The sequence below is a fragment of the Pseudomonas khavaziana genome (assembly GCF_019145205.1).
Classification (GTDB): domain Bacteria; phylum Pseudomonadota; class Gammaproteobacteria; order Pseudomonadales; family Pseudomonadaceae; genus Aquipseudomonas; species Aquipseudomonas khavaziana.
On the sequence record NZ_JAHSTT010000008.1, the window covers coordinates 40,831 to 54,854 of the forward strand.

7 protein-coding genes are annotated in these 14,024 nt (G+C 61.8%); 6 read left to right on the forward strand and 1 reads right to left on the reverse strand.

The window, feature by feature from the left end:
* Positions 1–20 precede the first annotated feature (20 nt).
* Complete coding sequence (locus KVH01_RS19370; RefSeq protein ID WP_217882504.1) at positions 21–1,310, reverse strand: glycosyltransferase; 1,290 nt, start codon at positions 1,308–1,310, stop codon at positions 21–23.
* Between the two features lie 159 nt (positions 1,311–1,469).
* Between KVH01_RS19370 and tpx the strand changes: the two genes are divergently transcribed.
* The 6 genes from tpx to KVH01_RS19400 all read left to right on the forward strand — a co-directional run bounded on the left by tpx (position 1,470) and on the right by KVH01_RS19400 (position 13,973).
* Positions 1,470–1,970: a thiol peroxidase gene (gene tpx / locus KVH01_RS19375; RefSeq protein WP_043051500.1), complete on the forward strand. Its 501-nt coding sequence runs from the start codon at positions 1,470–1,472 to the stop codon at positions 1,968–1,970.
* Positions 1,971–2,202: 232 nt separating this feature from the next.
* Positions 2,203–3,501, forward strand: coding sequence for an MdtA/MuxA family multidrug efflux RND transporter periplasmic adaptor subunit (locus KVH01_RS19380; RefSeq protein ID WP_046067951.1), 1,299 nt, complete (start codon positions 2,203–2,205; stop codon positions 3,499–3,501).
* Positions 3,498–6,599, forward strand: a complete 3,102-nt coding sequence (locus tag KVH01_RS19385; RefSeq protein ID WP_043051502.1) for an MdtB/MuxB family multidrug efflux RND transporter permease subunit — start codon at positions 3,498–3,500, stop codon at positions 6,597–6,599. Before KVH01_RS19380 ends, KVH01_RS19385 begins: the two co-directional genes overlap by 4 nt.
* Positions 6,596–9,703, forward strand: coding sequence for an efflux RND transporter permease subunit (locus KVH01_RS19390; RefSeq protein ID WP_043051503.1), 3,108 nt, complete (start codon positions 6,596–6,598; stop codon positions 9,701–9,703). The genes KVH01_RS19385 and KVH01_RS19390 overlap by 4 nt, the downstream gene beginning before the upstream one ends.
* A complete protein-coding gene (locus KVH01_RS19395) occupies positions 9,700–11,241 on the forward strand; it encodes an efflux transporter outer membrane subunit (RefSeq protein WP_217882505.1) in 1,542 nt (513 codons plus the stop codon). Before KVH01_RS19390 ends, KVH01_RS19395 begins: the two co-directional genes overlap by 4 nt.
* A gap of 635 nt (positions 11,242–11,876) precedes the next feature.
* Positions 11,877–13,973, forward strand: coding sequence for a putative bifunctional diguanylate cyclase/phosphodiesterase (locus tag KVH01_RS19400; protein WP_217882506.1), 2,097 nt, complete (start codon positions 11,877–11,879; stop codon positions 13,971–13,973).
* Positions 13,974–14,024 lie beyond the last annotated feature (51 nt).

The following is a 14,024-nucleotide window of genomic DNA, read 5'->3' on the forward strand; positions in this document are numbered from 1 at the left end:
ATGTTCTTTGCGTCGATTGTCTAGATGTTGCGATTTTTCGCTTCGATCCACTGGGACATGTACTGGGTACTTTTATGCGCGTGATGGCGCAGCATGCTGCCGGTAAAGTTGTCCCGGCGATGAGCTGCGAGGTTGCGGCGGCATCGCTCCAGGCATTCGACCAAGGCTGGCCCGTGGAAGGCCTGGTCGTAGCGCCGAGCCAGGAGCTGACGCCCACGTTCCTGGGCCTGGGTCCAACCTTCGCGGTCTTGATAAAGAGCCACGGCAGCGGCCGCCAGGGCCGGGGCGTTGTGCTCGAGCGCACCGGGCCAGGGTTGATCATCGCCCATGGCCTCGGCACCGATGGGGGTGGTGACAGTGGGCGTGCCGCACAGCATGGCGTCCACCAACTTGCCCTTGATGCCGGCGCCAAAGCGTAGCGGTGCCAGGCAAATACGCGCCGCCGTCATGACTTGCAGCGCATCTTCGGCCCAGTTCATCACATGGAAACCCTGCGCCGGGTTGTGCAGGGCCGTGGCCTTGGGCGGGGTGTAGGCGCCGTAGATATGCAACTGCGCGCCCGGCAGTTGTTGGCGAATCAGCGGCCACAGGCTGTGCTTCATCCACAGCACTGCATCCCAGTTGGGCGCGTGGCGGAAGTTGCCGATGCTGAGGAAATGCGCACGGTCTTCAAAGGGCGCAAACGCGGCGCTGGGCGGTTGCAGCATCAAGGGGCACCAGTGGAGCAGGGCGGCCGGCACCTTGAACTGTTCGGTGAGCAGGCGGATTTCGACGTCGGAGATCATCAGGCTGATGTCACAGCGGTAAATCGCGGCGATTTCGCGCTTGGCCAGGTCGGTGTCGGCCATACGCTGGAATTCTTCTTCCAGCGCCGGAGCGAACAGGGCGGTGAAGTCGTCGCTGTCCGGATGGGCTTTCAACTGCTCTTTGAAACGCTGATGACGTGCATCGCGCAGGCTTTGCAAGTCGGAGGTCTCCAGCACCCGCAGGGCGTCTGGGCAGCATTGTTCCACGCGCCAGCCAAATTGCTCCTCCATCATGAAACGGTCGAACAGCACGATATCCGGGGCCAGTTCGCGGATAAAATCGTCGAAGCTGCTGTTATTCAGCTCAATGGCGCACTCAGCGATGCCGAGGGCGGGCAAGTCGGCCTTGTGCTCGCCGATGGTGGCCGGGCTGCTGAAGGTAATATCCCAACCTTGTGTAAGAAAACTCTCGAGAATTTGCATCATGTGCCCGCCTGCGGCCGATGAGCGAGGCTCCGGCCAGACATAACCAATGACCAGGACTTTGGTGGCGAGCTGATTCATCGACAACGGTTTCCTTGAAGGGGCAGGGGAAAAGCGCGCAATTAAACCACAACCGGTGGCATGACAATTTGTGTCTGGCGGTAGGTCGCCATCGTAGTTTGTGGTTAACTTCGGCCTCTCGAATTCGTTTAACCAAAACCCAGCATAAGGATTCCGTTCATGGCTCAAGTCACTCTCAAAGGCAATCCGGTCCAGGTTGAAGGCGAACTGCCGAAAGTCGGCGCCAAAGCCGCAGACTTCACCCTGACCGCCGGCGACCTGTCCAACGCCACCCTGGCTACCTTTGCCGGCAAGCGCAAAGTGCTGAACATCTTCCCGAGTGTCGACACCCCAACCTGCGCGACGTCCGTGCGCAAGTTCAATGCCCAGGCCAACGATGTGGAAAACACCGTGGTGCTGTGCATCTCCACCGACCTGCCGTTCGCCCAGGCGCGTTTCTGCGGCTCCGAAGGCCTGGAAAACGTGAAGAACCTGTCTGATTTCCGCGATTCGGATTTCGCCGTTGATTACGGTGTGGCGATCGCTGATGGCCCGCTCAAAGGCCTGACCGCCCGCGCTGTCGTGGTACTGGACGAAAACGACAACGTGCTGCACAGCGAGTTGGTCAAGGAAATCGCTGAAGAACCGAACTACGATGCAGCCCTGGCTGTGTTGAAGTAACTGTTTCTGCGCGTAACTGTCGTTTGGCAGTAACACGTATGATGCATGCTTGCGGCCTGGCCTAGTCCAGGCCGTTTTTATTTGCAGCTCAAATGCTTAGCGAAACAGCCGTCAGACTAAGCCACAGAAGTTAAAAGTTGTAAGCCCAAGGTAAATAGCCGGTAAAGGTGCTTTTCTTAACGCACCCCAGTGCTTATCTTTCAGCCTCCCCAAGTAGAAGCTCTCGCGCCCAATGGTTGATCACTCCATGCAATCCTCCCCCCGCAAATCCCGCCGCTGGCTGTTTGGCCTGCTCGTGCTGCTGGTTATCGCCGGCCTGTGCTGGAAATTCTGGCCTGGTGGCGCTGCCCATAAAGACGCGCCGGCCGGGCACACCGGTAAAACCGGCATGGCACGACCGGGCTTCGGCGGTTCCACCGGCCCGGTGCCGGTGCGTGTGGCGCCGGCAGTGCTGGGAGAGTTCCCGGTGTACTACAAGGCCCTGGGCACGGTCACTGCGCTCAACACCATTAATGTGCGCAGCCGTGTGGGCGGCGAGTTGATGAAGATTGCCTTTGAAGAAGGGCAGATGGTCAAGGCTGGCGACCTGCTGGCGGAAATCGACCCGCGCAGTTACCAGAACGCCTTGCTCCAGGCCCAGGGCACGCTGTTGCAGAACCAGGCCCAGCTGAAAAACGCCCAGGTCGACGTCGAGCGTTATCGCGGCCTGTACGCCCAGGACAGTATCGCCAAGCAAACCCTGGACACCGCCGAAGCGCTGGTGCTGCAGTATCAGGGCACGGTCAAGACCAACCAGGGCGCGGTGGACGACGCCAAGCTCAACCTCGAATTCACCAAGATCCGCGCGCCGATCAGCGGCCGCGTCGGCTTGCGCCAGCTTGACGTCGGCAATCTGGTCGCCGCCAATGACACCACGGCCCTGGCGGTGATCACCCAGACCCAGCCGATCAGCGTGGCCTTTACCCTGCCGGAAAACACCCTGGAAACCGTGCTCGCCCGTTACCACGCCGGCAACAAGCTGCCGGTGGAAGCCTGGGACCGTGGCGACACGAAAAAGCAGGCGGTCGGCGTACTGCAAAGCCTGGACAACCAGATCGATGTCACCACCGGCACCCTGAAATTCAAGGCGCGCTTCGATAACAAGGACCAGGCGCTGTTCCCCAACCAGTTCGTCAATGTGCACCTGCTCGCCGATACCCTGCATAACGTGGTGCTGGCACCGTCTGCGGCGATCCAGTTCGGCAATACCGGCACCTTTGTCTACAAGCTCGACGGCGACAATAAGGTCAAGGTCCAGCCTTTGGTGCTCGGTGACACCGACGGCGACAACACCGTGATCAAGGAGGGCCTGGTCGCCGGCGACCGCGTGGTACTGGAAGGCACCGACCGCCTCAAGGACGGCAGCGAAATCGAAGTGGTCAATGACAGCAGCGAAGTGCCGACCACGCCGACCGAACACCTGCAAGGCAAGCCTGCGGCAAAAGGGGAGACCGGCGCTGACGCCGGCAAGGCGCAAAAGGTCGGTTCATGAACCTGTCACGCCTGTTCATCCTCCGCCCGGTCGCCACCACGCTGAGCATGCTGGCCATTGTGCTGGCCGGTATCATTTCGTACCGCTTGCTGCCGGTGTCGGCCTTGCCCCAGGTGGACTACCCGACCATTCGGGTGATGACCCTGTACCCCGGCGCCAGCCCTGATGTGATGACCAGTGCGGTCACCGCACCGCTGGAGCGTCAGTTCGGGCAGATGCCCGGGCTGACCCAGATGGCGTCCACCAGCTCCGGCGGCGCCTCGGTGCTGACCCTGCGCTTCAACCTCGACATCAATATGGATGTCGCCGAGCAACAGGTGCAGGCCGCGATCAACGCCGCCACCAACCTGCTGCCCAAGGATTTGCCGGCGCCGCCGGTGTATAACAAGGTCAACCCTGCCGATACCCCGGTGCTGACCCTGGCAATCACTTCCAAGACCATGCTGTTGCCCAAGCTCAATGACTTGGTCGATACGCGCATGGCGCAGAAAATCGCGCAGATCAGTGGTGTCGGCATGGTCAGCATCGCCGGTGGCCAGCGCCAGGCCGTGCGCATCAAGGTCAACCCCGAGGCCCTGGCGGCCAATGGCTTGAACCTGTCGGATGTGCGCAGCCTGATCGCCGCTTCCAACGTCAACCAGCCCAAGGGCAACTTTGACGGCCCCACCCGCGTGTCGATGCTCGATGCCAACGACCAGTTGGTCTCACCCGAACAATATGCCGAACTGATCCTGGCCTACAACAATGGCGCACCGCTGCGCCTCAAGGATGTGGCGCAGATCGTCGACGGCGCCGAAAACGAACGCCTCGCGGCCTGGGCCAATGAGAACCAGGCGGTGCTGTTGAATATCCAGCGCCAACCCGGTGCCAACGTGATCGAGGTGGTCGACCGCATCAAGGCGCTGCTGCCGAGCATCACCGACAACCTGCCGGCCGGCCTTGATGTGACCGTGCTCACCGACCGTACCCAGACCATCCGCGCCTCGGTCAAGGATGTGCAGCATGAACTGCTGATCGCCATTGCCCTGGTGGTGATGGTGACCTTCCTGTTCCTGCGTCGCGTCAGCGCCACGATCATTCCGTCCATCGCCGTGCCGCTGTCCTTGGTCGGTACCTTTGGCGTGATGTACCTGGCGGGGTTCTCCATCAATAACCTGACGCTGATGGCCCTGACCATCGCCACCGGCTTCGTGGTGGATGACGCCATCGTCATGCTGGAAAACATCTCCCGCTATATCGAGGAGGGCGAGACGCCGATGGCGGCCGCGCTCAAGGGCGCCAAGCAGATTGGCTTTACCCTGGTGTCCCTGACCCTGTCGCTGATCGCGGTGTTGATTCCGCTGCTGTTCATGGCCGACGTGGTCGGGCGGCTGTTCCGTGAATTCGCCATCACCCTGGCGGTGGCGATCCTGATTTCCCTGGTGGTGTCCCTGACCCTGACGCCAATGATGTGTGCTCGCCTGCTCAAGCGTGAACCCAAGGAAGAAGAGCAGGGGCGCTTCTACAAGGCCAGCGGCGCGTGGATCGACTGGCTGATCGAAGCCTATGGCCGCAAATTGCAGTGGGTGCTCAAGCACCAGCCGCTGACCCTGCTGGTGGCCATCGCCACCCTGGGCCTCACGGTGGTGCTGTACCTGGTGGTGCCCAAGGGCTTCTTCCCGGTGCAGGACACCGGGGTGATCCAGGGGATTTCCGAGGCGCCGCAGTCGATTTCGTTTGCGGCGATGAGCCAGCGCCAACAGGAGCTGGCGAAGATCATCCTCGCCGATCCGGCGGTGGAAAGCCTGTCTTCCTATATAGGCGTGGATGGCGATAATGCCACCCTCAACAGCGGCCGCTTGCTGATCAACCTCAAGGCCCACGGCCAGCGCGACTTGAGCGCAGCGCAGGTGATCACGCGACTGCAACCTGAAATCGACAAGCTGGTGGGCATCCGCCTGTTCATGCAGCCGGTGCAGGACCTGACCATCGAAGACCGTGTCAGCCGTACCCAGTACCAGTTCAGCATGTCGTCCCCGGACGCCGAGTTGCTGGCGCTGTGGAGCGGCAAGCTGGTGCATGCCCTCAGCCAGTTGCCCGAACTCACCGACGTTGCCAGTGACCTGCAGGACAAGGGCCTGCAGGTGTACCTGGTGATCGACCGCGACGCGGCCTCGCGCCTGGGCGTCAACGTCGCGACCATTACGGACGCGCTGTATGACGCCTTCGGCCAGCGGCAGATTTCCACCATCTACACCCAGGCCAGCCAGTATCGCGTGGTGCTGCAGGCCCAGTCCGGCGAGACCCTCGGCCCGGCCGCGCTCAACCAGATCCATGTGAAGACCACCGACGGCGGCCAGGTGCGGTTGTCGAGCCTGGCCCATGTGGAGCAGCGCCAGGCGCAGCTGGCGATTGCCCATATTGGCCAGTTCCCGGCGGTGATGATGTCGTTCAACCTTGCCCCTGGCGTCGCCCTGGGCAAAGGCGTGGAGCTGATCAACCAGACCCAGAAGGACATCGGCATGCCGGTGGGCGTGCAGACCCAGTTCCAGGGCGCGGCCCAGGCGTTCGAGGCTTCGCTGTCGAGCACCTTGCTGTTGATCCTGGCGGCGGTGGTCACCATGTACATCGTGCTCGGTGTGCTCTATGAGAGCTATATCCACCCGATCACCATCCTTTCGACCTTGCCGTCGGCGGCGGTGGGGGCCTTGCTCGCGTTGCTGCTCAGTGGCAACGACCTGGGTATGATCGCGATCATCGGCATCATCCTGCTGATCGGTATCGTGAAAAAGAACGCGATCATGATGATCGACTTTGCCCTCGACGCCGAGCGTAACCAGGGCCTTGACCCGCAGACGGCGATCTACCAGGCGGCGCTGCTGCGCTTCCGGCCGATCCTGATGACCACCCTGGCCGCGTTGTTCGGTGCAGTGCCGCTGATGCTCGCCAGCGGTTCCGGTGCAGAGCTGCGCCAACCGCTGGGCCTGGTGATGGTGGGAGGCTTGCTGGTGAGCCAGGTGTTGACCCTGTTCACCACGCCAGTGATCTACCTGTACTTCGATCGTCTTGGCCGGCGCTGGCGCAAAGAACCGCAACGCCTGGAGCCGGTTGAACCATGAACCTGTCCGGACCCTTCATTCGCCGGCCGGTAGCCACCATGCTGCTGAGCCTGGCGATCATGTTGCTCGGTGGCGTCAGCTTCAACCTGTTGCCGGTGTCGCCGCTGCCGCAGATCGACTTCCCGGTGATCGTGGTGTCGGCCAGCTTGCCCGGCGCCAGCCCCGAGGTGATGGCCTCCAGCGTAGCGACGCCGCTGGAGCGTTCATTCGGTTCGATTGCCGGCATCACCACCATGAGCAGTTCGTCGAGCCAGGGTTCCACGCGGGTGATCCTCGCGTTTGATTCCGACCGCGATATCAATGGCGCGGCGCGGGAAGTGCAGGCGGCCATCAACGCTTCGCGCAACCTGCTGCCCAGCGGTATGCGCAGCATGCCGACCTATAAGAAGATCAACCCGTCCCAGGCACCGATCATGGTGCTGTCGCTGACCTCCGACGTGTTGCAGAAGGGCCAGTTGTACGACCTGGCCTCGACCATCCTGTCCCAGAGCCTGTCCCAGGTGCCGGGCGTAGGCGAGGTGCAGATCGGCGGCAGTTCCCTGCCGGCGGTGCGCATCGAGCTGGAGCCCAAGGCCCTCGACCAGTACGGCGTCGCCCTGGACGATGTGCGCAACACCATCGCCAACGCCAACCAGCGCCGACCCAAGGGTTCCCTGGAAGACGGTGAGCGTAACTGGCAGATCCAGGCCAACGACCAGTTGGAAAAAGCCAAGGACTACGAGCCGCTATTGATTCGCTACCAGGACGGCGCGGCCCTGCGCCTGCGGGACATCGCGAAGATCACCGATGGCGTGGAAGATCGCTACAACAGCGGTTTCTTCAACAATGACTCGGCGGTGCTGCTGGTGATCAACCGCCAGTCCGGCGCCAACATCATCGAGACGGTCAGGCAGATCAAGGCCCAGTTGCCAGCGTTGCAGGCGGTGCTGCCATCCAGCGTCAAGCTCAGCCTGGCCATGGACCGCTCGCCGGTGATCGCCGCCACCCTGCATGAAGCCGAGATGACCTTGTTGATTGCCGTGGGCCTGGTGATCCTGGTGGTGTACCTGTTCCTGGGCAACTTCCGCGCTTCGCTGATCCCGACCCTGGCGGTGCCGGTGTCGCTGGTGGGCACCTTTGCGGTGATGTACCTGTACGGTTTTTCGCTGAACAACTTTTCGCTGATGGCGCTGATTCTGGCCACCGGGCTGGTGGTGGATGACGCCATTGTGGTGCTGGAGAACATTTCCCGGCATATCGATGAAGGTGTGCCGCCGATGAAAGCTGCGTACCTGGGGGCCCAGGAAGTCGGCTTTACCTTGCTGTCGATGAACGTGTCGCTGGTGGCGGTATTCCTGTCCATCCTGTTCATGGGCGGGATTGTCACCAACCTGTTTCGCGAGTTCTCCATCACCTTGTCGGCGGCGATCATTGTCTCGCTGATCGTCTCGTTGACCCTGACGCCGATGCTCTGCGCCCGCTGGCTCAAGCCCCACGACAAAAACCAGCAGACCGGTTTGCAGCGCTGGAGCCAGAAGATCAACGACCGTATGGTCGCAGGCTACGCCACCAGCCTGGATTGGGTGTTGCGCCATCGGCGCCTGACCTTGCTCAGCCTGTTGCTGACTATTGGTTTGAACGTGGCGTTGTACGTGGTGGTGCCAAAGACCTTCATGCCGCAGCAGGACACCGGCCAACTGATCGGCTTTGTGCGTGGCGACGATGGCCTGTCGTTCAACGTGATGCAGCCGAAGATGGAGATCTTCCGCCAGGCGGTGCTCAAGGACCCGGCAGTGCTCAGCGTGGCCGGATTTATCGGCGGCAACAACGGCACCAACAATGCGGTGATGCTGGTGCGCCTCAAGCCGATCAGCGAGCGCAAGATCTCCGCCCAGGCGGTAATCGAGCGCTTGCGCAAGGACGTGCCGCCGGTGCCGGGCGGGCGCCTGTTCCTGATGGCCGACCAGGACCTGCAGTTTGGTGGCAGCCGCGACCAGACCAGCGCGCAGTACTCCTACATCCTGCAAAGTGGTGATTTGGCCGCGTTGCGCCTGTGGTACCCGAAAGTCGTCGCGGCCATGCGTGAGCTGCCGGAGCTGACCGCCATCGACGCCCGCGAGGGCCGGGGCGCGGCGCAGGTCACGCTGATTGTCGACCGTGACCAGGCCAAGCGCCTGGGCATCGATATGGACATGGTCACGGCGGTGCTCAACAACGCCTACAGCCAGCGGCAGATTTCCACCATCTACGACAGCCTCAACCAGTACCAGGTGGTGATGGAGGTCAACCCCAAATACGCCCAGGACCCGATCACCCTCAATCAGGTACAGGTGATCACTGCCGATGGTGCGCGGGTGCCGTTGTCGACCATTGCCCATTATGAAAACAGCCTGGCAGATGACCGCGTCAGCCATGAAGGCCAATTCGCTTCGGAGAATATCGCCTTCGACATGGCCCCCGGCGTCACGGTAGAGCAGGGCACGGCCGCTATCGAGCGGGCGATTGCCAAGGTCGGCTTGCCCGAAGATGTGATCGCCAAGATGGCCGGCACCGCCGATGCCTTTGCGGCCACGCAGAAGGGCCAGCCGTTCATGATCTTGGGCGCATTGGTGGCGGTGTACCTGGTGCTGGGTATCTTGTATGAAAGCTATATCCACCCGCTGACGATCTTGTCGACGCTGCCTTCGGCCGGGGTGGGTGCCATGCTGGCCATCTACCTGACGGGGGGCGAGTTCAGCCTGATCTCGTTGCTGGGCCTGTTCCTGCTGATCGGGGTGGTGAAGAAGAACGCGATCCTGATGATCGACCTGGCGCTGCAACTGGAACGCAACGACGGTATGGGGCCGCTGGAGTCGATCCGCAGCGCCTGCCTGTTGCGCCTGCGGCCGATCCTGATGACCACCCTCGCTGCGATCCTCGGTGCCTTGCCGCTGTTGCTCGGCAGCGGCGATGGTGCGGAAATGCGTCGTCCCCTGGGCCTGACCATCATTGGCGGCCTGGTTTTCAGCCAGATCCTGACCCTCTACACCACCCCGGTGGTCTACCTCTATCTCGACCGCGCACGCCATCGCTTCAACGCCTGGCGCGGCGTGCGTACCGATGCTGCCCTGGACACTGCGCTATGACCGATTCAACCAACGCTTCTGCGACCCCTGTAGGAGCGAGCTTGCTCGCGAAGAACGCCCATACACCACGCTCATCTGGAAGGAACGCGTTATCGTTGACGGCCTTCGCGAGCAAGCTCGCTCCTACAGTGGGCCTGGTCATGTTGCTCAGCGCCTGCGCCATCGGCCCCGACTACCAGCGTCCGGAGGTCATCGAGCCGGTGCAATTCAAGGAGGCCCAGGGCTGGCGTCAGGCCAACCCCAGCGATTCCCTGGCCCGTGGCGCCTGGTGGGAATTGTATGGCGACCGCCAACTCAATGACCTGGTGGTACGCCTCAACACCTCCAACCAGACCGTCGCCCAGGCCGAAGCACGTTTCCGCCAGGCCAAGGCGCTGGTGCGCAGTTCACGTGGGGCGTTCTACCCCAGCGTCGACCTGAGCGTTGGTAAAACCCGCGCCAGCCAGGGCACTGGCAGCAGCAGCGCCAGCCTCAGCAGCTCCAGCAGCGGTATTCGCGACACCCTCAATGCGCAGTTGGGCGTGAGTTGGGAAGCCGATATCTGGGGCAAGTTGCGTCGTGGCCTGGAGGCTAACGAAGCCAGCGCCGAGGCCAGCTCGGCGGACCTGGCCGCGATGCGCCTGAGCCAACAATCGGAACTGGTGCAAAGCTACCTGCAACTGCGGGTCATGGACGAACAAACGCGCCTGCTGCAAGCCACGCTGGATACTTACCAGCGCTCGTTGAAAATGACCGAAAACCAATACCGCGCCGGGGTGGCCGGCAAAGACGCCATCGCCCAGGCGCAAACCCAGCTCAAGACCACCCAGGCCAGCCTGATCGACCTGATCTGGCAGCGTGCCCAACTGGAAAATGCCATCGCCGTATTGATCGGGGAAGCCCCGGCCAACTTCAACCTGGCCGTGAGCAAGGAAATCCCGGCACTGCCACAGATACCGGTGAGCCTGCCGTCCCAACTGCTGGAGCGTCGCCCTGACATCGCCTCGGCCGAACGTTCGGTGATCGCCGCCAACGCCAATATCGGCGTAGCCAAGGCGGCGTACTACCCGGACCTCAGCCTGAGCCTGCAAGGCGGCTATTCCAGCAGCACCTATGAGAATTGGATCAGCCTGCCGAACCGCTTCTGGTCGGTGGGGCCCAAACTGGCGATGACCCTCTTTGATGGCGGCCAGCGCTCGGCGGAAGTCGACCGCACCGTGGCCAGCTATGACGAGACCGTGGCCAAGTACCGCCAGACGGTGCTGGATGGTTTCCGTGAGGTGGAAAACTACATGGTGCAACTCAAGGTGCTGGCGGACGAGGCGGTGGTCAGTAATGAAGCGCTGGAGTCAGCGCGTGAATCGTTGCGCCTGACCGAGAACCAGTACAAGGCGGGGTTGATTGCCTATCTGGACGTGGTCACCGTGCAAGCGACGGCCCTGAGTAACGAGCGTACGGTGTTGAACTTGCTGCAGTCGCGGTTGGTGGCAAGTGTGCAGCTGATCGCGGCGCTGGGGGGCGGCTGGGACGGCCAGACCTCCCTGGCCGAGAAGGAGTGACCCGGCCCAAATGTGGGAGGGGGCTTGCTCCCGATGGCGGCCTGACAGCCGACCAGGATGTTGGATCAGACCGTGTACATATCCATTCCTGCGGTAACGGCCACTATTGGTTCCGCCCTTACGGCGGGTCACTTTTGAAAAGAGCCCAAAAGTAACCAAAAGGCTCTTGCCCCACCACTCGGCACCTCGCCCAGGCTCGGTGTGCCCGTAATCCGCCATGGATTTGGGGGGCCGCCGCCACGCGCCATCCATGGCGCGGGGCGGCTAAACCGGCATCCCTGCCGGTTTACCCCCCAAATCCCTGTCGAATTCCGGCCAGCGTGGTTTGACGGGGCGCCTAAGATCAAAAGCAAGATCAAGAGCGGCTCGCTTCGCATCGTGGTTACCGTCGGCTGCTACACAGCTGTGTGGATACACATGGCCCTCGGGGGCGAGTCGAATCGTAGCACCGCCTCTCCCACATTTTGATCTCCTTGGCGGCCAGAAACTGCCTCATGAGGTCATCCGATTGACGCCAAAAAATCACGAATGGCCTTCTGATAATTAATCACCTGCCCCAGATTCATTCTCGCTACAATCGCGCGCTTTGCCACCCGGCACGGGCTTTTACACCCCGGTAACCCGCGAGAAGTCCCATGCTGATCGGTAGCTATTCAACCTCCCTTGTCGTGATTTCCCTGTGCGTCGCTGTACTGGCGTCCTATACCGCGTTGGACCTGGCCGGGCGTATCGCTACCGCCAAGGGACGCGCGGTGTATCTATGGATCAGCGGCGGTGCACTGGCGATGGGCGTCGGTGTCTGGTCCATGCACTTTATCGGCATGTTGGCCCTGCGCCTGCCGTTTGCCCTCGGGTTTGACCTGGGCATCACTGCGCTGTCGCTGTTGATCGCGGTGTTATCCAGTGGCTTCGCCTTGTGGCTGGTCAGTCAGCCACGCCTGACTGCCTGGCAGTTGGCATTCGGTGCGTTGGTCATGGGGGCCGGTATCGCCAGCATGCATTACACCGGCATGGCCGCGATGCGCATGACCCCAGGTATCGACTATGACCCGACCCTGTTCGGCGCTTCGTTATTGATCGCGGTGATGGCTTGCGGTGCGGCACTGTGGATCGCCTTCAACCTGCGCCGCAACACGCCTTATGTGCGCCTGGCTCGAGGTGGTGCGGCAGTGGTGATGGGCGTGGCTATCGTTGGCATGCACTACACCGGGATGGCCGCGGCGCGTTTTGCCGATGGCAGTTATTGTGGTGCGGCGCTGACGGGTTTGAGCGGCAAGGGCCTGGATAACCTGGTTTTGGTGACCTCTTTGGCGGTGTTGGTCATTGCGCTATTGACCTCGCTGCTCGACGCACGCCTGGAAGCGCGCACCGCCGTGCTCGCCGATTCCCTGATCCTGGCTAACCAGGAACTGACCCATCTGGCCCTGCATGACATGCTCACGGGCCTGCCCAATCGCACACTGCTGACGGATCGCATCCAGCAAGGTATCCAGGCGGTGAATGAGCAGGGTGGCTGCTTTGCCTTGATGTTTATCGACCTGGATGGCTTCAAGCCGGTCAATGACGCCTTTGGTCATCACATGGGCGATCAGTTGCTACGCGAGGTAGGCCTGCGTCTGCGCGAGGACTTGCGCAGCCAGGACACCCTGGCCCGTATTGGCGGTGACGAGTTTGTGCTGCTGGTGCAATTGACCCAACCGGACGATGCCATGGGCTTGGCTGAGCGTCAGGTCGGCCTGATCAACCGCACCTTCAAGGTCGCCGAGCAGGAGTTGAACATCTCTGCCAGCATCGGCATCGCCCTGTTCCCGGGCAACGGCAGCAGCCCCCAGGAATTGTTGATGAACGCCGATGCGGCGATGTACCACGCCAAGGGTATGGGCAAGAACGGCTACAGCTTCTTCGATGTATCGATGAACACCAATGCGCGCAAGCAATTGCAGCTATTGCAGGACCTGCGCAATGCCCTCGAACATGGGCAGTTTCGCTTGTATTACCAGCCCAAGTTCGACGCCGTCAGCGGTGCAGCGGTGGGCGCCGAGGCGTTGCTGCGCTGGGAGCACCCGCAGCAGGGCCTGCTGTTGCCGGCCACTTTTATCGCACTGGCGGAGAAGACCGGGCTGATCATTCCCATCGGCGAGTGGGTACTCAACGAAGCCTGCCGCCAGATGAGCCTGTGGTACGCCCAGGGTTACGAGAGCTGGCGCATTGCCGTGAACCTCTCGGCGTTGCAGTTCTGCCACGCCGGGTTGGTCAACAGCGTAGCGGCCGCCCTGGAGCGTCACCAATTGCCCGCGAACAGCCTGACCCTGGAAATTACCGAGACCACCGCCATGAACGATGCCGACGCGAGCATGACAGTGTTGCAGCAGCTCTCGGACATGGGCGTCGATCTGTCCATCGATGACTTTGGCACCGGCTACTCCAGCCTGATGTACCTCAAGCGCCTGCCGGCCAACGAGTTGAAGATTGATCGCGGCTTCGTGCGTGACCTGGAACACGACAGCGACGACGCGGCGATCGTCTCGGCCATCGTGGCCCTCGGCCAGGCCCTGGGCTTGCGAATTGTGGCCGAAGGCGTGGAAACCGATGTGCAGCAGGATTTTCTCACTCGCCTGGGATGTGATTCGTTGCAAGGCTACTTGTTGGGGCACCCATTACCAGCCGATAGCTTCATGGCAGATATCCGGAGCGCCGAACAAACGGTAGCGCCTGACAAAAGCTACAAGTGACGGGTATTCTTGGATCCAACCCTAAACATCAGGTTGAATCTGGAGACCGCA